21 protein-coding genes and 1 tRNA gene are annotated in these 20,563 nt (G+C 36.1%); 11 read left to right on the top strand and 11 right to left on the bottom strand.

All coding sequences use genetic code 11. The annotated features are described in order from the left end of the window. Positions 1-80 precede the first annotated feature (80 nt). A complete protein-coding gene (locus ABJ955_RS02790) occupies positions 81-1,130 on the bottom strand; it encodes a hypothetical protein (RefSeq protein WP_347373080.1) in 1,050 nt (349 codons plus the stop codon). Between the two features lie 102 nt (positions 1,131-1,232). Here ABJ955_RS02790 and proS point away from each other — a divergent pair, with 102 nt between their 5' ends. The 3 genes from proS (at position 1,233) to rpsT (ending at position 3,138) form a co-directional block, all read left to right on the top strand. Next, positions 1,233-2,708, top strand: a complete 1,476-nt coding sequence (proS, locus tag ABJ955_RS02785) for a proline--tRNA ligase (protein ID WP_347373079.1) — start codon at positions 1,233-1,235, stop codon at positions 2,706-2,708. 79 nt (positions 2,709-2,787) lie between these two features. Next, positions 2,788-2,859, top strand: a tRNA-Glu gene (locus ABJ955_RS02780). A gap of 27 nt (positions 2,860-2,886) precedes the next feature. Continuing rightward, positions 2,887-3,138: a 30S ribosomal protein S20 gene (gene rpsT, locus ABJ955_RS02775; protein ID WP_347373078.1), complete on the top strand. Its 252-nt coding sequence runs from the start codon at positions 2,887-2,889 to the stop codon at positions 3,136-3,138. Positions 3,139-3,217: 79 nt separating this feature from the next. On the opposite strand, the gene coaD is transcribed toward rpsT, so the two are convergent. The 3 genes from coaD to surE all read right to left on the bottom strand — a co-directional run bounded on the left by coaD (position 3,218) and on the right by surE (position 4,857). Further along, a complete protein-coding gene (gene coaD / locus ABJ955_RS02770) occupies positions 3,218-3,670 on the bottom strand; it encodes a pantetheine-phosphate adenylyltransferase (protein ID WP_347373077.1) in 453 nt (150 codons plus the stop codon). Positions 3,671-3,767: 97 nt separating this feature from the next. After that, complete coding sequence (locus ABJ955_RS02765) at positions 3,768-4,055, bottom strand: hypothetical protein (protein WP_347373076.1); 288 nt, start codon at positions 4,053-4,055, stop codon at positions 3,768-3,770. Positions 4,056-4,080: 25 nt separating this feature from the next. Beyond that, positions 4,081-4,857, bottom strand: a complete 777-nt coding sequence (surE, locus tag ABJ955_RS02760) for a 5'/3'-nucleotidase SurE (protein ID WP_347373075.1) — start codon at positions 4,855-4,857, stop codon at positions 4,081-4,083. 160 nt (positions 4,858-5,017) lie between these two features. On the opposite strand from surE, the gene ABJ955_RS02755 reads away from it, so the two are divergent. The 3 genes from ABJ955_RS02755 to ABJ955_RS02745 all read left to right on the top strand — a co-directional run bounded on the left by ABJ955_RS02755 (position 5,018) and on the right by ABJ955_RS02745 (position 9,194). Beyond that, positions 5,018-7,198, top strand: coding sequence for a carboxy terminal-processing peptidase (locus ABJ955_RS02755; RefSeq protein ID WP_347373074.1), 2,181 nt, complete (start codon positions 5,018-5,020; stop codon positions 7,196-7,198). 63 nt (positions 7,199-7,261) lie between these two features. Next, on the top strand, positions 7,262-8,368 hold the full coding sequence (locus ABJ955_RS02750) for an ABC transporter permease (RefSeq protein ID WP_347373073.1): 1,107 nt from the start codon (positions 7,262-7,264) through the stop codon (positions 8,366-8,368). A gap of 10 nt (positions 8,369-8,378) precedes the next feature. Then, on the top strand, positions 8,379-9,194 hold the full coding sequence (locus tag ABJ955_RS02745; protein WP_347373072.1) for a DNA/RNA non-specific endonuclease: 816 nt from the start codon (positions 8,379-8,381) through the stop codon (positions 9,192-9,194). A gap of 44 nt (positions 9,195-9,238) precedes the next feature. Here ABJ955_RS02745 and rodA read toward each other — a convergent pair whose 3' ends face one another. The 6 genes from rodA to purH form a co-directional block, all read right to left on the bottom strand. Then, the gene (gene rodA / locus ABJ955_RS02740; RefSeq protein ID WP_347373071.1) at positions 9,239-10,495 is read right to left on the bottom strand and encodes a rod shape-determining protein RodA; all 1,257 of its coding nucleotides are present in this window, start codon (positions 10,493-10,495) and stop codon (positions 9,239-9,241) included. Next, the gene (mrdA, locus tag ABJ955_RS02735; RefSeq protein ID WP_347373070.1) at positions 10,495-12,360 is read right to left on the bottom strand and encodes a penicillin-binding protein 2; all 1,866 of its coding nucleotides are present in this window, start codon (positions 12,358-12,360) and stop codon (positions 10,495-10,497) included. The genes rodA and mrdA overlap by 1 nt, the downstream gene beginning before the upstream one ends. Then, a complete protein-coding gene (mreD, locus tag ABJ955_RS02730) occupies positions 12,357-12,869 on the bottom strand; it encodes a rod shape-determining protein MreD (RefSeq protein WP_347373069.1) in 513 nt (170 codons plus the stop codon). Before mreD ends, mrdA begins: the two co-directional genes overlap by 4 nt. Beyond that, on the bottom strand, positions 12,856-13,683 hold the full coding sequence (gene mreC, locus ABJ955_RS02725; protein WP_347373068.1) for a rod shape-determining protein MreC: 828 nt from the start codon (positions 13,681-13,683) through the stop codon (positions 12,856-12,858). Before mreC ends, mreD begins: the two co-directional genes overlap by 14 nt. A gap of 103 nt (positions 13,684-13,786) precedes the next feature. Next, on the bottom strand, positions 13,787-14,815 hold the full coding sequence (locus ABJ955_RS02720) for a rod shape-determining protein (RefSeq protein ID WP_111844475.1): 1,029 nt from the start codon (positions 14,813-14,815) through the stop codon (positions 13,787-13,789). A gap of 66 nt (positions 14,816-14,881) precedes the next feature. After that, the gene (gene purH / locus ABJ955_RS02715; RefSeq protein WP_347373067.1) at positions 14,882-16,414 is read right to left on the bottom strand and encodes a bifunctional phosphoribosylaminoimidazolecarboxamide formyltransferase/IMP cyclohydrolase; all 1,533 of its coding nucleotides are present in this window, start codon (positions 16,412-16,414) and stop codon (positions 14,882-14,884) included. Between the two features lie 168 nt (positions 16,415-16,582). On the opposite strand from purH, the gene ABJ955_RS02710 reads away from it, so the two are divergent. Beyond that, positions 16,583-17,839, top strand: a complete 1,257-nt coding sequence (locus ABJ955_RS02710) for an ABC transporter permease (RefSeq protein ID WP_347373066.1) — start codon at positions 16,583-16,585, stop codon at positions 17,837-17,839. A 25-nt stretch (positions 17,840-17,864) separates the two neighbouring features. Here the strand turns inward: ABJ955_RS02710 and ABJ955_RS02705 are convergent, their stop codons facing one another. Continuing rightward, positions 17,865-18,320, bottom strand: a complete 456-nt coding sequence (locus ABJ955_RS02705; protein ID WP_347373065.1) for a GAF domain-containing protein — start codon at positions 18,318-18,320, stop codon at positions 17,865-17,867. Between the two features lie 102 nt (positions 18,321-18,422). Between ABJ955_RS02705 and xrtF the strand changes: the two genes are divergently transcribed. The 4 genes from xrtF to ABJ955_RS02685 are packed head-to-tail and all read left to right on the top strand — an operon-like array spanning position 18,423 to position 20,442. Continuing rightward, positions 18,423-18,968, top strand: coding sequence for an exosortase family protein XrtF (gene xrtF / locus ABJ955_RS02700; RefSeq protein WP_347373064.1), 546 nt, complete (start codon positions 18,423-18,425; stop codon positions 18,966-18,968). Next, on the top strand, positions 18,965-19,399 hold the full coding sequence (locus ABJ955_RS02695; RefSeq protein WP_347373063.1) for an exosortase F system-associated protein: 435 nt from the start codon (positions 18,965-18,967) through the stop codon (positions 19,397-19,399). The genes xrtF and ABJ955_RS02695 overlap by 4 nt, the downstream gene beginning before the upstream one ends. 39 nt (positions 19,400-19,438) lie before the next feature. After that, positions 19,439-19,981: a DUF3347 domain-containing protein gene (locus ABJ955_RS02690; RefSeq protein ID WP_347373062.1), complete on the top strand. Its 543-nt coding sequence runs from the start codon at positions 19,439-19,441 to the stop codon at positions 19,979-19,981. Positions 19,982-20,025: 44 nt separating this feature from the next. Then, positions 20,026-20,442 carry a hypothetical protein gene (locus ABJ955_RS02685; RefSeq protein WP_347373061.1) on the top strand — a complete coding sequence of 139 codons (417 nt, stop codon included), beginning with the start codon at positions 20,026-20,028 and terminating at the stop codon, positions 20,440-20,442. Positions 20,443-20,563 lie beyond the last annotated feature (121 nt).

Raw genomic sequence — 20,563 nt, 5'->3', positions numbered from 1 at the left:
CCAGAGTATCATTTCTAATTAAAAATGAATTGTCAATGGGCATTAAATGTTTTTATATTTAAAGTAAATTCGATTTAATTTTAACCACGGCCACCTCTGCCTCCGCTGCTAGAACGTGTGCTACCGCCAGAACTTCTAACAGAACCAGAGCTACTGCTTCTGGAAGGTGAAGAGTAGGAGCTGTTTCTTGTGCTACGTGTAGTATTTCTAGTGCTTCTAGTTGTGCTTCTTGTAGGCTGTGAATAATTATTATTGCGGGTTGTAGTGTTAGCGTTGTTGTTTCGTACGCGTGTGTTTGAGTTGTTACTTCTTACATTCGAGTTTGTTCTATTGGTTCGCACATTATTTGTACTACGTGTAGTGCGTGTTGTGTTGTTTGCACGAACATTATTTCTATTTACGCGACGGGAAATTTCTGTACGACTGTATGAAGAATTACGTGAGGAAGCATTACTTGACCTTCCTCTGGCATCAGATCGGTTATAATCTGAATTTCTTCTACCTCGGTTATAGGCTACTCCGTTGTAATATGAATTGTTGTAATAATTATTGTAATAACCGTAAGTATGGTGGTGGTAATGCCCATAGCCACCATAACCATAATAAGGATAATTCCAGCCATAGCTTATGCCCCAATAGGGGGTGTAATAATTATAATAAGGATATCCCCATCCACTCCAATAGTTCGTATACCAGTATGGTCTGTTGTAAAAACCGTAGTTGTACCCCCCGTAGTTGTATACATTTATGGTAACGTCGTCGGTATTGCTTCCCCAGGGCCCGTAGCCATCTTCGGTATAATTATCTTCTATAACTATGTTTCCATCCTCATCTAAGCTTTCAGTGGTAGAATACGCTTCAATGTCAGTAAAAATCGCTCCTTCTTCTGGTATGTCTGAATAGGAATTAGATTTACTTTGAAAGTATTGTTTGTAGTAATTTGCTTTTTCGTTTGAGTTATCATCGGCTGCATACTCTTCTTTTGCATTTGAAGTGCTTCCAGAAGAATAAATTCCATCAGTATTAGTATAAGCACTATTGTGTGTCCCACAAGATGATAGCAAGAGTGTAAAAGCCCCTATAAAGGTTATGGGGATGAAACGTTTTATAGTGTATTTTTGAGTTAACATATCTGCTGTAATTTAATTGTTGGACATTATAAAAATAAGTAGTTTTGCGGACAATAACTAATCATTTAACATAGACACAACATTTGTGCCAAAAACCAGGCTATGGCAAAGAATTTAACAACGAGAGAAGAGGATTACTCAAAATGGTATAACGAATTGGTTGTCAAGGCTGATTTAGCAGAAAACTCTGGCGTGCGCGGTTGTATGGTAATAAAACCATATGGATATGCAATTTGGGAGCGCATGCAAGCGGAGCTTGATAGGATGTTTAAAGAAACGGGGCATCAAAATGCTTATTTTCCAATATTTATTCCAAAATCTTATTTTAGTAAAGAGGCTAGTCATGTGGATGGTTTTGCAAAAGAATGTGCTGTTGTTACGCATTATAGATTGAAAAATGCTGAAGATGGCAGTGGTGTTATTGTAGATCCAGATGCAAAATTGGAGGAGGAGTTGATTGTACGTCCAACTTCAGAAACTATTATTTGGGATACCTATCGAAAATGGATTCAATCCTATCGTGACCTTCCACTTTTAATTAACCAATGGGCAAATGTGGTTCGTTGGGAAATGCGTACACGTCTTTTTTTGCGTACGGCAGAATTTCTTTGGCAAGAAGGCCACACGGCACATGCTACCGAAAAAGAAGCAATAGCGGAAGCAGAACAAATGATGAATGTTTATTCAGATTTTGCTGAAAATTACATGGCTATCCCTGTAATAAAAGGAACAAAAACAGCTAGTGAGCGTTTTGCGGGCGCATTAGAAACGTATTGTATTGAGGCTTTAATGCAAGATGGAAAAGCGCTTCAGGCGGGCACCTCGCACTTTTTAGGGCAGAATTTCGCTAAAGCTTTCGATGTTAAATTTACGGACAAAGACGGTACTTTAGACTATGTTTGGGCAACTTCTTGGGGGGTTTCTACCCGATTGATGGGGGCTTTGGTGATGACGCATAGTGATGATAATGGATTGGTACTACCTCCAAATTTAGCGCCAGATCAGGTGGTTATTGTTCCTATTTATAGAAATGATGAGCAATTTGAAATGGTTAGTGAAGTAGCTAAAGATTTAATGAAGAAACTTCGTGCGCAAGGTGTTCGGGTTAAATTTGATGATCGTGATACCCAAAAGCCAGGATGGAAGTTTAACGAATACGAATTAAAAGGTGTGCCATTACGAATTGCAATCGGTCCTAAAGATGTAGAAAAAGGAACTGTGGAGCTGGCGCGAAGAGATACACTTCAAAAAGAATTCGTCAGCAATGAAAATATTGTCGAAAAAGTAGTTTCATTGATGGATGAGATTCAAGACAATTTATTTAAGAAAGCAGTGGCACACAGAGCAGAAAACACTACGGAAGTGGCTTCTTATGAGGAGTTTAAAAAGGTTTTAGACACCAAAGGAGGCTTTATTTTAGCACATTGGGATGGATCTAATGAAACAGAGGAGAAAATTAAAAACGAAACAAAAGCAACAATTAGATGTATTCCTTTATATGCTGACACTGGTACCGGAACGTGCATGGTTACTGGAAAACCGTCCTCTAGAAAAGTACTTTTTGCAAGAGCGTATTAATTTTTTTTGAAAAAAGTAATTTAGGATTTGCGCTATTCAAAAATAGTTGTATTTTTGCATCCGCATTGAAAAATAAAATGGTCCGTTCGTCTAGGGGTTAGGACGCCAGGTTTTCATCCTGGTAACAGGGGTTCGATTCCCCTACGGACTACAAAAATTAGAATTTAATAAAAACAAAATGGCAAATCACAAGTCAGCATTAAAGAGAATAAGAAGCAACGAGGCAAAGCGTTTACGTAATCGTTACCAGCATAAAACTGCCCGTAATGCTATGAAGAAGTTCCAAGAACTTACGGATAAAAAAGAAGCTGAAACTATGTTTCCAACCGTTGTTTCTATGATCGACAAATTGGCGAAGAAAAACATTATTCACACGAATAAAGCTTCCAATTTGAAATCGAATATGGCTAAGCATGTAGCAGCGCTTTAATTCGATTGATTTTACAATCTATTAAAAACCCTTTCAGGAAACTGAAAGGGTTTTTTAGTTGAAATTTTTTAGCTTGTAATTAACTGATAACGGAAGAAGGAACCAAGCTCGAATAATCGCCATCATTCCGCATTACATCTCTTACTATTGTGGATGATATATTAGACACTTCAGGCGAACAGATTAAGAATATACTTTCAACGGCTGCCATTTTATAATTGGTCTGGGCAATAGGTTGCTCATAGTTTAAATCGGTTGTGTTTCGAAGGCCACGCACTATAAATTGTGCATCCTCTAAAATACAGAAATTAGCCGTAAGCCCTGAATAGCTCTTTACCGTTATTTTAGTAGCTCCTTTGAATGTACTTTTTATAAACTGAATTCTTTCCTCTAACGAGAACATTGTTTTTTTATCAGCATTTACACCAATAGCAATAATTATTTCATCAAAAAGCGGGAGTGCGCGTTTTATGATGTCTACATGTCCAAGGGTGATGGGGTCAAAAGTTCCAGGAAAAACTGCGCGTCTCATTGTTGTTTTTTAATTGTTACTATACTTGATTTTAAAGTCTCAAAACTTAAAACTTGATTACTAAGTTAAGGCGTAATAAATAAAATCATTTTTCTTTTTAATAAAATTTCGAAATTAATATGATGAGTGCGGCAATTACGGTAGCCAAAACCACTCCCCGCGCGCGATAATATTGATTCTTTTTTAAAAGTATAAAAAATACAATTAGATTTAAAATTGCCCCTAGCGCTATTAAACTACCAAGAAAACCATTTTCTTGGGCTGCTTGTAGTGTAGATTCTAAGCTTAGTTTTGAAAAAAAGAATATGTATAAATAGCTACCAGCCATATTTGATAGCACGCCAATACCAAGTCCGATTAAAATTTCTTTTATATGTGGTTTCATTTGAATTTTTTCTGTTTTTTTTATGTTATAAATCCCAAGTGTTTAGCTCTTTCATCGCGTGGTGTGCAGTAAGGTCAAACTGAACGGGGACTACAGATACAAAACCATTATGCAAAGCCCATTCATCTGTATCTTCACCTTTATCTTCGTTTACAAACTCGCCAGTAAGCCAATAATAATCTCTCCCTAAAGGATTGGTGCGTTTGTCAAATTTTTCCTCCCAATGTGCATTTGCTTGGCGACACACTTTGATGCCTTTTATTTGTGGAAGCTCTAATTTTGGAATATTCACATTAAGAACAACCCCTTTTGGTAATCCATTTTTAAGGACTTGTTGCGTAATGGTTTTTATAAACTTTTTAGAGGGAGTGAAATCTGCTTCCAACGAATAATCTAAAAGTGAAAACCCGATAGAGGGAATGCCTAAGGTTCCAGCTTCAACTGCAGCGCTCATTGTGCCGCTGTAAATTACGTTTATAGAAGAGTTGCTTCCGTGGTTTATGCCGCTAACACAAAGGTCTGGTTTGCGTTTTAAAATTTCATTTACAGCAAATTTCACACAGTCTACAGGAGTGCCACTACAGCTATATTCTTTATGTGAGACATTGTTTTCTGTTTTTATACGATTGCAATAAAGTGTATCGTTTATAGTTATGGCGTGGCCCATTCCACTTTGAGGAGAATCGGGAGCTACCACACAAACATCCCCAATAGTATTCATCACCTCAATTAACGTTCGAATACCGGGAGCATTAATACCATCGTCATTGGTAACTAAAATAAGGGGTCTTTTTTTTGCCATTTTTTTTTATTTTGAAAAACAAAAATACATTTATTACCGATGAATCAGGAATTCAAGATTGAAAAAACTGTTTAACAAAAAATTAGTACCCAAATGCTTTAATGGCACAGTTTTTTATCTAATTTAGACACTCTTAAATAACAATACTATTATGCGGATAATGAAAAAGAATTTTAAAGTTTTATTTCTGGCTGTTTTTGTTTCTGTGGCATCCTGCAGTTTCACAACCAAGGAATTTAACGATCCTGATAAAGACAAATTACTTTTAGATTTAATTACGTATGTGCTTCAAAAAGGGCATTACGATCCAAAAGACTTGAATGATGCCTTTTCAGGAGCCATTTATGAGAATTTTATTAAAGGTTTAGACCCTTTAAAAAGATATTTTTTAGAATCAGATATTGCTGAATTTAGTAAATACAAAACCGAAATTGACGACCAAATAAAGAATAAAGAGCTTGCTTTCTTTAATTTGGTTTATACCCGTTTTCAGGAACGAATGGAGGATGTAAAGAAAATATATCCTGAGGTTTTAAGTGAACCTTTCAATTTTAATGAAAAAGAAACCATAGACGTAGATTATGACAATTTAACGTATGCTGCTTCACTAAAAGACTTGCAGGCTCGTTGGAAAAAGCAATTGAAATTTTCTACCCTTTCTGGATACTATGATTTAGTTGAAGATCAAAAAAACAAAGAAAAAGGGGAGTCTGCTACCGATGAAAAAGAGGATGCTAAGAAAAAAACTGCTGCTAAAGAAGAGCCTTTTACTCCAAAATCTTTAACAGAATTAGAAACGAAAGCACGCGAAACAACAAAAACTTCACTTGATGAATATTTCGATTTCACCAAAGATTTGGAGCGTAAGGATTATTTTGCAATTTACTTAAATACAATTGTGGAAGAATTTGATCCACATAGCAATTATTTTGCTCCACCAGACAAAGATAGATTCGATTTGCAAATGTCTGGGAAGCTAGAAGGAATAGGGGCTAGGCTTCAAAAAAAGAATGATTACATAACCGTAATTGAAATTATAAGCGGTGGCCCAGCTTGGCGAAGTGAGAAAATTGAAGTGGGCGATGCTATTATGAAGGTAAAACAGGAAGACGAAAAAGATGCTGTTAGTATTGTGGGTATGCGAATAGATGATGCTGTAAAGCTAATAAAAGGCCCAAAAGGCACTAAGGTTACATTGACCATTAAAAACGTTGATGGTACGATTTCCGATAAAACAATTACCCGAGATGTTGTAGAACTTGAGGAAACGTATGCAAAATCTTCACTTATTGAAAAAAACGATCGCAAATTTGGACTTATCAATTTGCCACAGTTTTATTTCGATATGGAAAACTATAAAGAACGCAATGCCGCAACGGATGTTAAAAAAGAAATAATCCGCTTAAAAGAAGAAGGAATGGAAGGGCTGGTTTTAGATCTTCGTGATAATGGTGGCGGATCTTTACGTACCGCTGTAGATATTGCAGGGCTTTTTATAAAAAAAGGCCCCGTTGTTCAAGTTGCTTCCACAGGAAATAAAGAAATTTTAGAAGATAAGGATAGTGCAATAGTTTGGGATGGTCCTTTGGTAATTTTGGTTAACGAACTTTCTGCGTCTGCATCCGAGATTTTGGCTGCGGCAATGCAAGATTACAAACGCGCGATTATCATTGGTAGTAAGCAAACATACGGGAAAGGAACAGTGCAAAATGTGATAGATCTTAATCAATGGTTACGCAAAAACGATTTAGGCGACTTAGGGGCGTTAAAAATTACTTCTCAGAAATTCTACCGTGTTAATGGTGGTTCCACCCAGTTGGAAGGTGTAAAAAGCGATGTGGTGATGCCGGATCGTTACAGTTATATCGATATTGGCGAAAGAGATTATGACAATCCGTTGCCTTATGATAAAATTGATGCTGCAAAATACGATATTTGGGATGGTTATATAGATTATGAAGAAACCATTCAGAAAAGTAAATCAAGAATGGCACAGAACGAACAATTGAAGCTGATAGATGACAATGCGAAATGGATTAAAGAGCGTCGTGATGAAAAAGTTGTAAACCTTAATTTTTCTGATTACAGCAATGAAATTGAGCAACGTAAAGCAAAAGCAAAGCGGTTTGACGCCATTGATACTTATGATAATCACTTAACCTTTGAATCTTTGCCTTATGAAGCTGCTTTGATGAAGCAAGACACAACTTTATCGGAAAAACGTAAAAGATGGCATAAAAACTTAAGTAAAGATATGTATGTTGAAGAAGCAGTGCATGTACTTGAAGATTTAAAATTAAACAACATTCAAGCAAAAAAAGTAGCGGATATTAAAAACTAACCCCTCCTAAAAGCAAGTGATGCTTTCTAAAGAAAACAGGCTATTTTTTACTAAATTTGAAATGTGAAAAAAGCTACTTCATTAACTACTATAGCGCTCCAAAAGTTCAAGAAAAACTTTTGGGGCGTTTTTAGTTTTATATTTTTATGCAGTTGCGTGCTTATTGCAGTTTTTGCCTATGCTTTGGCGCCAGACAATTCGCAAAATGCAAACCAGATGCATCTTTCGATTCATTCAAAAAATCCGGGGTTTTCAGTAAAAATGTTGACAATTCCGGTTGCTGTTGCAGCGCAAAATCCCATTTCAGTTTTCTTCTTCGGAAAAAAGAATGCAGATACAGAAATTCCAATTTCAAAGTTTTCATTGAATGACACTTCTATTGAAGTCACAGAATATACAACCGATGGAGCTGAAGGTCTTCAAAAGGAATATGCGCTTTCTCTTTTCTCAGATACTGCTACGGTACAGGAAATTCCCAAAAAATATATTTCTGAAAAAACATTTCTCTTAGGAACTGATAAATACGGCCGCGATCTTCTTAGCCGTATGCTTATTGGAATTCGTATTTCATTGGCAATTGGATTTGTGGCGGTCTTTATTTCATTGGTAATAGGGGTTGCCATGGGGGCAATTGCAGGCTATTTTGGTGGAAAAGTCGATGCAGCAATTATGTGGCTTATTAACGTTACTTGGTCTATACCTACTTTGCTTTTGGTAATTGCCATTACACTGGCATTGGGAAAAGGTTTTTGGCAGGTTTTTATCGCTGTTGGTCTTACAATGTGGGTAGAAGTAGCACGTGTAGTACGCGGGCAGGTAATGGGCGTAAAACAGATGCAGTATGTAACTGCTGCAAGAGCGTTGGGTTTTACAGATTTTAGAATAATTGTAAAACATATTTTACCAAATAGTATGGCACCAGTTGTTATTATTTCGGCAGCAAATTTTGCTGGAGCTATCCTTATTGAAAGTGGATTGTCCTTTTTAGGTATTGGAGCCCAACCGCCTATGCCTAGTTGGGGCGGTATAATAAAAGACCATTACGCCTATATAATTTTAGGGAAACCCTATCTAGCCCTTATCCCTGGTCTTGCAATTATGAGCTTGGTTACTGCTTTTATGCTAATCGGGAACGCATTGCGCGATGCGATGGATGTGCGGAATACTTAATTAAACCTTAATGAATCGAAAATACATTTACCCCATTGTAATTATTCTTGTAACCGTTGCATTGTATTATGCAGACGATTTTAGTGCCAAGGACGAAAAGGCAGCACCCCAAACTTCAAATGCTATAAATAGGAATTCTGAAGTTTTTGATGATTTCTTTCTTCCAAGTTCAACTACAGGCGTAATTATAGCGCATAATTTTTTCACACTTTCGTATTCCGAAACACACGAGCAGGCAGAGTGGGTTGCTTATAAATTAAGCGATAAAAATTTGGTTAAAAACGATTTTGACAGACCGTATTTTATTGAAGATAAAAGCGTAAAAACTAAGTCGGCTGATTGGCGTAACTATAAAAATTCTGGTTATGACCGTGGGCACCTTTGTCCAGCAGCAGACCGAGGGTTTTCGTATGATGCCTATAAAGAAACATTCTTAACAAGTAATATAAGTCCGCAGAATCACGAATTTAATGCGGGTATTTGGAACCGTTTAGAACAAAAAGTTCGATTTTGGGCTGAAAAATACGAAGGTGTTTATGTGGTTACTGGCGGTGTTTTACAAGGAGATATGAAGGCAATTGGGTATGAAAATGTTTCTGTTCCCAATACCTTTTATAAAATTGTTATGGACGTTGCCGATGGTGAATATAAAACCATTGCTTTTTTAATTCCCAATAAAAATGTAAGCGGTTCTTATTACAATTATGTGGTTTCCATTGATGAAATTGAAGCTAAAACAGGCATAGATTTTTTTCCGAACTTACCAGATGCTATTGAAAATGATTTAGAGAAGAAGGTGCATTTAAAAGCGTGGGGAAGAAAATAGTACTATGTAGATTAGTAGTTACTATAATTTATATCTTCAATTTCTTACGTATAGTAATGATTAGCTCCGTCTAATTTCACAAAAATAAAAAGTAAAATAGTAAATCCCCAAAGTGCGGAACCTCCGTAACTAAAGAAAGGTAGTGGAATCCCTACGGTTGGAAAAATACCTGTAACCATACCGATATTCACGAAAAAGTGGAAAAATAAAATTGCAGCAAGGCTATAGCCATAAATTCTTCCGAATTGTGTTTTTTGTTTTTCTGCTCTAAAAAGTATTCTTGTAATAAGACCAACAAATAGCAAAACCACAATCATACTTCCTGTAAAGCCCCATTCCTCCCCTACGGTACTAAAAATATAATCGGTATGTTGCTCCGGCACAAAATTACCTTTTGTTTGTGTTCCTTGGGTCCATCCTTTCCCAAACCAACCTCCATTGCTAATTGCAATTTCGCTTTGTTTTGTATTATAACCAATGCCGCGCGCATCTACTTCTTTCCCTAAAAGAATATTAAAACGATCGCGGTGGTGTTGTTTAAATACATTTTCGAAAATATAACTTACAGAGAAAGAAAAAACGATACAGCCTGCAACAATCAGGATGTATTTTATAAAATCTGGGCGTCTTTTTCTATTTCTAAATAACAAGATACCAGCCAAAAGTAAAACTGCCAGTGCTACCCAAATTGCTCCAAAAGCAAGTGTTGAAACAAATAACACAACGGCAGAAAAGCCAATCAATAAATACACCCCATGAAGTCCCTCGCGGTATAAAGGGAAAATAAAAGCCGCGTAAATTAATGCACTTCCTGGGTCAGGTTGAAGAATAATCAAAATTGCAGGTAGCGCAAGAATGATAAAAGCTCCAATTTGATTTTTAAATTCAGTTAGATTTGTTTGAATATCGCTTACGTATTTTGCAAGTGCAAGGGCTGTTGTAGCTTTTACGAATTCACTTGGCTGGATACTAATTCCTCCGAAATCAAACCAAGAAGTAGCGCCAGCGATTGTTTTTCCAAAAACGAAAAGCCCTGCAAGAGCTATTAAGGAAACGATATAGATAACACTGGCAAAACGCTCATAAAACTTAGATTCAATGGCTAAGATAAAAATGATAATTACAAAACTTAAGCCTATCCAAAGCATCTGTTTTCCGTAGATTTGGTCGAAATCAAAAAAACCTTTTGCTTCATCACTTAAAGAGGCAGAATAAATGTTTACCCAACCCATTATTACAAGGGCGATGAATATAAAAATCATCAACCAATCCAAGCGCATATAGTTTTTGCCTCCTATCATTAACGATTAATTGAAAATGGTTTGCCGCTATATGGTTTTGCATATTCTGCTTCAAGACTTCCTTCCAGTACATATTTTTCCATATCGGTACGGGTTATTTCTCCTTTAAGGTATTTCTCAATCATAAGTCCGGCAATACGTCCTGCCCAACGCGAACCCCAATAGCCGTTTTCAACAAAAACAGCAATTGCTATTTTGGGGTTGTCTTTAGGGGCAAAAGCTACAAATATAGAATGATCTGTTAGCTGTGTTCGTTTGCCGTTTATTTTAGTGAAATTTTCGGCAGTGCCTGTTTTTCCACATATTTTAATATCTGGTATTTTAATGCCAGAAGCAGTTCCTTTTTCATAAACTTGATACATGCCTTCAATGACAGGCTTAAAGTTTTCTGGTGCCACATTGGTATAATGCCTCTCCTTGAATTTTTTCGGGATGGTATCTGGACCAATAATATTTTTGATAATATGAGGTGTGTAATAATACCCACGATTGGCAATGGCAGCCGTAAAATTTGCCATTTGTATTGGGGTTAACAATACCTCACCTTGCCCAATTGCGTTTGAAATAGTTGCTAATGGAGACCATTTGTGGGCTGGAAAATCGTGCGCTTTATTATAGTATTTAGAGGTTGGAATATTACCTCTTTTCCCACTAGGGAGGTCATACCCTAAAAAATTTCCGAGGCCAAAACTCATTAGGTCTTTTCGCCATGCATCAATCCCTTCTTGTGGAGTAGGGTATTTATCGATAATCCGTTTGTACACATGACAGAAATACGCATTACAACTATTTGCTATTCCGCCAACCATGGATAGTGGACTGGCGTGAGAGTGACAGCCTAAAGTCCTATTTCCGTATCTATAACCGCGATAACACTGAAACCGATCTAAGGTGTCTACAACTTGTTCGTGAAGACCAACAAGCGCTGTAAGGGTTTTAAATGGTGATCCAGGGGGGTATTCTCCCATTAAAACTCGATCGTATAAAGGCTTTTCTATGGTGTCATACCATAGTTTTGTGAAATTTTTAGACCTATCGCGCCCTACTAGCAAAGAAGGGTCGTAGCTAGGAGCGGTTATTAAGGCTAATATTTCGCCTGTTTCAGGTTCGATTGCAACAATGCCGCCTCGTTTGTGGGTCATTAACTCTTGCCCATATTTTTGAAGTGCGGCATCAATGGTTAGCTGAATATCCTTTCCAGCTTCCGGCAGGGTGTCATAAATACCCTCTTTATAAGGGCCAATATCTCTGTTAAAACGATCTTTTTGAATATATTTTACTCCTTTTATACCGCGAAGCACTTCTTCATATTCTTTTTCTACACCGGCAGTGCCAATAAGTTCCCCCATTTGATAATAGGGGTTTTTTTCAATAATGGCGTTGTTTACTTCAGCAATGTAGCCCATTACATTTGCAGAATGATTTACTTGGTATTCACGAAGCGACCTTCTTTGAATGTAGAACCCTTCGTATTTGTACATTTTTTCTGAGAGGGATGCATAATCTGCTTTGTTTAATTGCGGAATTACTACTGAAGGCAGTCGTGGCGAGTAGGTGCGTGCTTTCTGAAGTATTTCTTCAAATTTTTCTTTTGAAATTTTCAATAAACTACAAAATTCTAAGGTGTCCAGTGGTTTTACGTCCCGCGGAATTACCATTACATCGTAGGAGGGTTGATTGGAAACCAAAAGCTGATTATTACGATCAAACATATAACCGCGTTGTGGGTAATCATACATTACCTTTATGGCGTTATTTTCTGAAAGCGACTGTGATGAAGCATCATAAACTTGTAAATAAAATAGCCGTGCAGCGAAAAGAATTCCGCTAATTAAAACCAATGCTATTAGAACAAGTTTTCTCATGAAGACTTTTTGGTAAATAAAATCATTGTACAGAACACTAGAATGATAGTGAATATTCCTGAAAACAAGGTAGATTTTAATAACAACAACATATGCTTAAAGCTAAATATTTCTAGCGAAAATAAAATGAGGTGATGCATAAGCACTAATGATGAAATATACGTAAACCTTTCCATAATATCGGCTTTTTTAATCTTTACACTGTTGTATTGATAACTTACGCCAAAAGAGTATTTTAAAACCACTGGGCGTATGTATGCTATAAATGCGCAAGCTGCGGCATGTACGCCTCCTGAATCTTCAAAAATATCTATGGAAAGCCCTAAAAGAAACCCCAGAAAAATCAATAATCCTTTGCTGCCGTCTAGTGGAAACATTAAAATAAAAAAGAGATAGAGGTAGGGGTTTATATATCCAAAAAGATTGATGTTGTTTAGTAAAAACACCTGAAGAAATATCAGAAATATAAACCGGACGCTATTTATAAAAATATCATTATTCTTCATCATTCACAGCTTTCTCCAATTCTAGTATTTCTTTGGCGTCTTTATTTTCAATTAAATATACATGCTCTAAGCTGGTCATATCATTAAAAAGCGCCACATTCACAAAATAATAATTATCATCAGCATCCAAATGAAAATCCTTTACAGCACCAATTAAGACCCCTTCAGGGAAAATAGTAGAGCGGCCGCCAGTAATAATTGTATCGCCTTTTTTTAGCTTTGCTAGGCGAGGGATATCAACTAATTGGACAACATTTGGATCCTTGGTGTCCCATTTAAGCGAACCAAAATGACCAGATATTTTATGCTTTGCGTTTATTCTACTTTGTGTGTTTAAAATAGATTGCACGGTAGAATAATTTTCAGATACATCGCTGACAATTCCAATAATTCCTTTTGAAGAAATAACGCCTAAATCAATTTTTAAGCTGTCTTTTTTTCCGATATCTAAGGTTAGGTGGTTTTTGGTTTTTGAATAATTATTATTAATTACTCGTGCCGTAAAATACTCGTATTTCGCACTGATTATACTGCTGTCAAGTTTTTTAGGTTTAATGGTTTTCTGAAAATTCGCAACTTTTTTTCGTAGCATTACATTTTCTTCCAGTAGTTTTTTGTTTTCTTTTTCTAGTGAAAAATAATCGGTAATGTTATTTCTAAAGTTATAAATACTGCCTGTAAAAAAGTTGGCAGAGCTGACAAATTTGGCGTTGTGATAATTATGCGTTTGTATTGTGAGTGCTATAGAAATAGTAAACAGCACAATAAAGAACAGGAAGTTTTTATTCCGAATAAAGAAGAATATAATCTGTTGCATTGCTGTGTGTGGTTAAAGTATTCTGCTTTCTAATTGGAGCAACGCCATAAAAGGGCAACTATTCTTATTAATAAATTTTGGTGAAATTGTATTCTCCCAAAAGTTATTTAATCAATACACTTTTGTACTTATTAAGGTTTTTTAAGCAAATTCCAGTTCCACGAACTACGGCGCGCAAAGGGTCTTCAGCAATATAAACAGGTAAATCTGTTTTTTGTGAAAGCCTTTTGTCTAAACCGCGAAGCATAGATCCACCTCCTGCAAGATAAATTCCTGTGTTGTAAATATCTGCTGCAAGTTCTGGTGGCGTTTGCGAAAGTGTTTCCATAACCGCATCTTCAATGCGCAGTATTGATTTGTCTAACGCTTTTGCGATTTCTCTATATGAAGTCTGTACTTGCTTAGGTTTCCCTGTTAGCAAATCACGACCTTGTACATCCATTTCATCTGGAGGAAGCTCCAAATCTTCCGTGGCTGCACCAATTTGTATTTTTATTTTTTCGGCAGTTCGTTCCCCAACATAAAGGTTGTGTTGGGTACGCATATAGTATACAATGTCGTTGGTGAAAACGTCTCCAGCAATTTTTATTGATTTATCGCAAACAATCCCACCTAAAGCGATTACAGCAATTTCGGTAGTTCCACCCCCTATATCTACAACCATATTTCCTTTTGGTTGCATAATATCGACGCCTATACCAATAGCTGCTGCCATGGGTTCGTGGATAAGGTAAACTTCTTTTCCATTAACGCGTTCAGCACTCTCTTTTACAGCTCGCATTTCCACTTCGGTAATACCACTGGGAATACAGATTACCATTCTTAAAGAAGGTTTTAGCCACCTTTTCTTTAACGCCGGGATATCGCTGATAAACATGTTTATCATTTTTTCACTTGCGTCAAAATCTGCAATTACACCATCTTTTAACGGACGTATGGTCTTAATGTTTTCGTGGGTTTTTCCTTGCATCATTGCAGCTTCACGGCCCACAGCGATTATCTTACCGGTTGTACGGTCGCGTGCCACAATAGATGGTGCATCTACAACCACTTTGTCATTATGAATAATAAGTGTGTTTGCGGTACCAAGGTCAATGGCTATTTCTTCAGTTAGGAAGTCAAAAAATCCCATATTTTATATAATTCGTGCTATTGAGAGTTAATGCGTTAGGTTTGGTCTTAACAAATGTACTAAAATTTAATGCTTAAAATGACGTGTTCCTGTAAATACCATTGCCATTTTAGTATCGTTGCAATAATCAATGCTTAGTTGATCTTTTATGGATCCTCCTGGTTGGATTACGGCTTTGATACCTGCATTGTAAGCAATTTCCACACAATCTGGAAACGGAAAAAAAGCATCACTTGCCATTACAGCACCTTCAAGGTTAAAATTAAATGCTTTTGCTTTTTCAATGGCTTGGCGCAATGCGTCTACACGGCTTGTTTGGCCGGTGCCGCTAGCGCAAAGTTGCTTTCCTTTAGCTAAAACGATAGTATTTGATTTTGTATGCTTGCAAATTTTTGAAGCAAATATCAAATCTTCTAACTCCTCAGGCTTGGGTTTATTGTTTGTTGCATGCGTTAAAATTTCAGCGCTATCGGTACGATTGTCTTTGTCTTGTACTAAAACACCATTTAAGCAAGTTCTCAAGGTTGTGGCGGGTAGTGCGAGGTCTTTCTGAATTAATAAAATTCTATTCTTTTTCCCTTTTAAAATTTCGAGAGCTTTCTCTGAAAAAGAAGGCGATATAACTACTTCGCAAAAAAGTGTGTGAATTTCGTTGGCGGTAGCTTCGTCAATTTCCACGTTGCTAATTAAAATTCCTCCAAAAGCTGAAACAGAGTCACCTGCCAAAGCTGCTAAATACGCTTGTTGAATAGTTTCGCGTTGCGCTATTCCACAAGCGTTGTTGTGTTTTAGTATTGCAAATGTTGGGGCTTCACCTTTAAACTCATTCATCAAATTTACAGCGGCATCAACATCTAATAGGTTGTTGTAACTCAATTCTTTTCCGTGAAGTTTTGTGAACATTTCATCAAAATTTCCAAAGAAAAAACCTTTTTGGTGTGGATTTTCACCATACCGAAGTGCTTGCCCGTTGGTTTCACTTAGCTTGAAAGCTGGTAATTTTTCTTCTGTATTAAAATAATTGAAAATAGCTGTATCGTAATTAGAAGAAACATTGAAGGCTTTTGCCGCAAAACGCTTGCGGTCTTTCAGGGAAATCGCACCATCATTTTCTGATATTAAAGCTAAAAATTCAGCATAATCATCAACCGAAGAAACGCAGATGGTATCTTTGAAGTTTTTGGCAGTAGCCCGAATTAAAGAAATGCCTCCAATATCAATTTTCTCAATAATAGCTGCTTCGGAAGCACCAGAAGCAACTGTTTTTTCAAAAGGATATAAATCTACAATTACCGCATCAATTTGGGGAATGTTGTATTCCGCCATTTCAGCAACATCACTTTCGTTTTCTTGTCTGTTAAGGATTCCGCCAAAAATTTTTGGGTGTAGCGTTTTTACACGACCGCCCAAAATGGATGGGTAATCGGTTATTGTTTCTACCGCAATTACATCGATTCCAAGATCGTTGATAAATTTTTGGGTGCCTCCAGTGGAGTATATTGTTACGTTTTGTTCGTTTAGTTTTTTAACGATTGGCGCAAGTCCTTCTTTGCTAAAAACTGAAATTAAGGCAGAGGTAATCTTTTTAGAATGGTTCATTATGGAAAATTAAGGTGCAAAAATACATAATTGAATAGTAAATTTGTAACATAAGCAAAGAGAAAACGTCTTACTTTTTATAAATTTATCAACCTTTCGGCTGCATTTTTTTGAGAAATGTTTAAGCAGATTGTTTAAATGTTTAAAATCATTAATCTACAAGAGTAAATGCTAATATATTTTCGAGTTTTAAAGGAGAGTTTCAATTTTGCGCTCAATGCGTTGCGAAACAATAAGCTGCGGACTTTTCTTTCATTGGTTGGGGTAACGATTGGTATTTTTTCAATCATAGCGGTTTTGGCTGCGGTAGATTCCTTAAAACAAGAGATTGAAGGAAGTGTAAGTGGTTTAGATAATAGTACAATTATTATTATGCGCTTCAATTTTGGGCCAACAGATATTCCACGTTGGAAATGGCAACAATTTCCAGATGTTTCATTTGATGAATACCAATATCTTGAACGCAATACCCCCAATATTGAAGCCGCAACTTTTACGCTGAATGTTCCTAATGAAAATATAAAATACGAAGATAGCCAAGTGGACAATGTGCCTATTGGTGCAGTAACAGATAGTTATTATGATATTGAAGAATTAAAGCTAGATGAAGGTAGGTTCTTTAATGGATCTGAGTCAAATAGCGGTTCTATGGTGGTGGTTTTAGGCTATGAAATTGCTCATAAACTATTTGGAGGTGCTCCAAATGCTATAGGAAAAGAAGTGCGTATTTATGGCAGAAAATTTAATGTTATTGGAGTTTTAGAAAAAGAAGGCGCTGGCTTGTTTGGAAATTCAAAAGATACAACGGCTTGGCTCCCTGTAAATGTAGTGCGAAGAATGTATGGTGATAATAATAAAAACACCTTTCCGCAGATTGTAATTAAGCCTGAAAAAGGAGTTGATAACGCAGAATTTATAGCAATGCTTACACAACAGCTTCGTATAAAACGGGGTTTAAAACCAGACGAAATAAGCAATTTCTTTGTTAACCAAATGCAGGGATTTACTGATTTTATTGATAACATTACAGGAAGTATGAATGTTATCGGGCTTATAATTAGTGGGTTTTCATTGCTAGTAGGTGGTTTTGGGATTGCGAATATTATGTTTGTAAGCGTAAAAGAACGCACCAATTTAATTGGAATTCAGAAGTCTTTGGGGGCGAAAAATAAATTTATTTTGTTTCAATTTTTGTTTGAAGCAATTATTCTTGCTGTAATCGGCGGTTTAATAGGATTGTTTTTGGTGTTTATCGTTTCTATAATTGCCTCCCAGTTTACAGGCGATTTTGAGTTTGTACTCTCTCCTTGGAATATGTTTATTGGAACTGCAATTAGCGCTGCTATTGGATTAATATCGGGTATTCTCCCAGCTATTTCAGCTTCAAAATTAGACCCGGTTGAAGCAATTAGAACGGGAATGTAGGTTGTGCAAACAGATTAACTTATTGCTAAAGAATCTTCGCAACTTCTTCGTTTACCCATTCTAAAAAACGTTCATCTTCTTCTGTAAAAGGATCGGCGGTGTTTGAATCTATGTCTATTTGTCCAATATTTTCTCCATTTTTAAATAACGGAACTACTAGTTCAGCCTTTACGGTAATGCTACACGCAATGTAATTGTCTTGCGCCTTAACGTCTGGCACCACAAAATTTGAATTAGAAACGGCTACTTGTCCGCAAATTCCTTTTCCAAATGGAATAACAGTATGGTCTGTAGGTTCGCCAGCAAAAGCCTTTAAATGAAGTGTTTTTTCGGTGTGGTTGGCGAAATAAAACCCAACCCAATCGTAGTAAGTAACATTTGCTTCCAAAAGCTCACAAACCTCTGTTAATAGGTGTTCTTTGGTTTTTTGTGTATTTGCTAAAATGTTTTTTAGCTTCGGTTTTAAATGTGAAAAAAGCATGGTGTTTTTAAATGTCTTAATTAGTTGGGTAAAAGTATTTCAAAACGTTTACATACACCAACAACAAATCCTGTATTTTTGTTAAAAACAGAAACGTAATTTTTGAAGAATCTTTTTAATAAATATAAAACCGTAGTACAGTTTGTTGCTCTTTTTTTAGGAACTTATTTGGTGCTTGGTATTTTGTATTCTATTTATTTAAAAACCTCGGAAGCTGGCGCGTATTTCCCTGATTTTATCACAAATCTTGTGGCTGAACAAAGTTCAGCAGTTCTAGCTGGTTTTGGTTATAATTCAACATTAAGTCCAGGCCAAATAGATAATGCAATGTTGCTGACAATTAATAACGAGTATAGTGTTAGCATAGTAGAAGGTTGTAATTCTATTAGTGTTTTAATTTTATTTGTTGCTTTTATCATCGCTTTTTCAGAAAAATTTAAAAAAACATTTTTATTTATTTTCTCTGGCATAGTGCTTATATATATAGTAAATATTCTCCGTATTGCTTTTCTTGTGGTGGCTTTGCATAAATTTCCAGAACATGAAAACTTGCTCCATTCGGTGGTTTTCCCTGGGGTTATTTATGGTATCGTCTTTATTTTATGGATGGTTTGGGTGCGGATGTTAAGTCAAGTCTCTAAAAAATGAAAAGGCTTTTAACGATAGGAATCATACTGCTACTTGCAATTTTGTTAGTGTTAATTCGGGCGTTTGAGAATTCTCTTTTTTACGATCCACTTTTAGTCTTTTTTAAAGGAGCATACAAAACCGCAGCACTTCCTAAAATGGATGTTTTAGCCTTGCATTTTGGTGTTTTCTTACGATTTTTTATGAATACAATTATTTCTATTGCAATACTTTGGGTGGTTTTTAAGAATAAAGAAGTGGTAAAGATTTCTGCGCTTTTATATTGCTTGCTTTTCTTTATATTTTTTATAGTTTTCGGTTTTATTATTTTTACTTCAGAAGAAGTTGGGGGCCATTTAATTTTGTTTTATGTACGACGGTTTTTAATTCAACCATTGTTCTTGCTAATTTTACTCCCAGCATTTTATTTTCAGAAATACAAATCCCACTGAATTTTAATATCTTTGTATACTTAAACATTAAATTCAATTATGAAAAAATCATGTCTAATTCTTTTTGCCTTCGTAGCATTTTCAATTTCTTCTTGTAAAAATAGTACACAACAAAATGAGCCAGAGGTTGTAACTGTTGCTACTACTGTGTCAGAAACCTATGAACTTGCTAAAACCGAAGCAGAATTTAATGATCCACAAATAGCTGCTATATTTAATCAATATTTACAAGTTGAAGCAGCATTGGTTAATACAGATGCTGAAAAAACGGTTGCTGAAGCTGCCAAATTACAAGCATTAGTAGAAACGGCTGAAGTTGATGCTGCTGCTAAAAGTGCTATTGCTGCAATGGCTGAATCAAATGATATAGAGGTGCAAAGAACACATTTTCAAGCTGTGAGCACTGGGCTTGAGGCAATGTTAGTAGGAACATTGACATCTGGAACATTATACAAACAGTACTGCCCAATGGCTTTTAATAATACGGGAGCTTATTGGATTAGCAGTAGTAAAGATATCTTAAACCCTTATTTTGGAGATAAAATGCTAAAATGTGGGCGTGTTGCTGCTGAGGTAAAATAATTTTAAGAAGGCTGATTCTAACTTTTAAAGGCTTTTTATAACATATGAAAAAACTCATTTCCATATTTCTATCAGTATTGATGCTTGCCAGTACTTCTGGAGTAGCCTATGCGCAGCATTTTTGTAGTGGTATGGAAATGGCTTCTGAAATTACTTTTGGCGAAAAGCAACTTTCCTGTGGGGAAATGGATGTTGAGGCTACAGGCTGTAGTGAAAACAATGTCGTTGGTGAAGACAATCACTGCTGCAAAAACCATATCACTAAAATAAAAATAGACGATAGTTTCGCAAAAGCTTCCTTTGATTTAAAAATCAACAAAGCATTTGTAGCAACGTTCGTTTCGGTATTTATTTTAAAGGAAGTAGCAATTACTTCCGCTCAAAAATTTTTCTTCGCGGATTATAGTCCGCCACCACTCGAACAGGATTTTAATATTCTGTACGAGACCTTCCTGATTTGATTTTAATATATTTTGGCGATTACACTTCATTTGCATGAAGTGTATATGTATAGTGCCCCCTTTTAATTTTTTGGATAAGCACAATCGCACTTTGGTAAAAAAACGTGCCTGTCTTATACCT

Source organism: Aequorivita sp. Q41, assembly GCF_039831855.1.
Lineage (GTDB): Bacteria > Bacteroidota > Bacteroidia > Flavobacteriales > Flavobacteriaceae > Aequorivita.
The sequence above is the reverse complement of the archived record's forward strand: the minus strand, read 5'-3'. Positions and strand labels throughout refer to the sequence as shown.

Excerpts from the sequence above, each read along its gene's own strand:
- mrdA (WP_347373070.1), bottom strand. The coding sequence starts at position 12,360 with ATGAGAAAACTTGTTCTAATAGCATTGGTTTTAATTAGCGGAATTCTT.
- ABJ955_RS02765 (WP_347373076.1), bottom strand. The coding sequence starts at position 4,055 with ATGAAACCACATATAAAAGAAATTTTAATCGGACTTGGTATTGGCGTG.
- ABJ955_RS02745 (WP_347373072.1), top strand. The coding sequence starts at position 8,379 with ATGAATCGAAAATACATTTACCCCATTGTAATTATTCTTGTAACCGTT.
- mreC (WP_347373068.1), bottom strand. The coding sequence starts at position 13,683 with ATGCAACAGATTATATTCTTCTTTATTCGGAATAAAAACTTCCTGTTC.
- mreD (WP_347373069.1), bottom strand. The coding sequence starts at position 12,869 with ATGATGAAGAATAATGATATTTTTATAAATAGCGTCCGGTTTATATTT.
- proS (WP_347373079.1), top strand. The coding sequence starts at position 1,233 with ATGGCAAAGAATTTAACAACGAGAGAAGAGGATTACTCAAAATGGTAT.
- ABJ955_RS02790 (WP_347373080.1), bottom strand. The coding sequence starts at position 1,130 with ATGTTAACTCAAAAATACACTATAAAACGTTTCATCCCCATAACCTTT.
- rpsT (WP_347373078.1), top strand. The coding sequence starts at position 2,887 with ATGGCAAATCACAAGTCAGCATTAAAGAGAATAAGAAGCAACGAGGCA.
- ABJ955_RS02690 (WP_347373062.1), top strand. The coding sequence starts at position 19,439 with ATGAAAAAATCATGTCTAATTCTTTTTGCCTTCGTAGCATTTTCAATT.
- coaD (WP_347373077.1), bottom strand. The coding sequence starts at position 3,670 with ATGAGACGCGCAGTTTTTCCTGGAACTTTTGACCCCATCACCCTTGGA.
- ABJ955_RS02710 (WP_347373066.1), top strand. The coding sequence starts at position 16,583 with ATGCTAATATATTTTCGAGTTTTAAAGGAGAGTTTCAATTTTGCGCTC.
- surE (WP_347373075.1), bottom strand. The coding sequence starts at position 4,857 with ATGGCAAAAAAAAGACCCCTTATTTTAGTTACCAATGACGATGGTATT.
- ABJ955_RS02720 (WP_111844475.1), bottom strand. The coding sequence starts at position 14,815 with ATGGGATTTTTTGACTTCCTAACTGAAGAAATAGCCATTGACCTTGGT.
- rodA (WP_347373071.1), bottom strand. The coding sequence starts at position 10,495 with ATGATAGGAGGCAAAAACTATATGCGCTTGGATTGGTTGATGATTTTT.
- purH (WP_347373067.1), bottom strand. The coding sequence starts at position 16,414 with ATGAACCATTCTAAAAAGATTACCTCTGCCTTAATTTCAGTTTTTAGC.
- ABJ955_RS02755 (WP_347373074.1), top strand. The coding sequence starts at position 5,018 with ATGAAAAAGAATTTTAAAGTTTTATTTCTGGCTGTTTTTGTTTCTGTG.
- ABJ955_RS02685 (WP_347373061.1), top strand. The coding sequence starts at position 20,026 with ATGAAAAAACTCATTTCCATATTTCTATCAGTATTGATGCTTGCCAGT.
- ABJ955_RS02695 (WP_347373063.1), top strand. The coding sequence starts at position 18,965 with ATGAAAAGGCTTTTAACGATAGGAATCATACTGCTACTTGCAATTTTG.
- ABJ955_RS02705 (WP_347373065.1), bottom strand. The coding sequence starts at position 18,320 with ATGCTTTTTTCACATTTAAAACCGAAGCTAAAAAACATTTTAGCAAAT.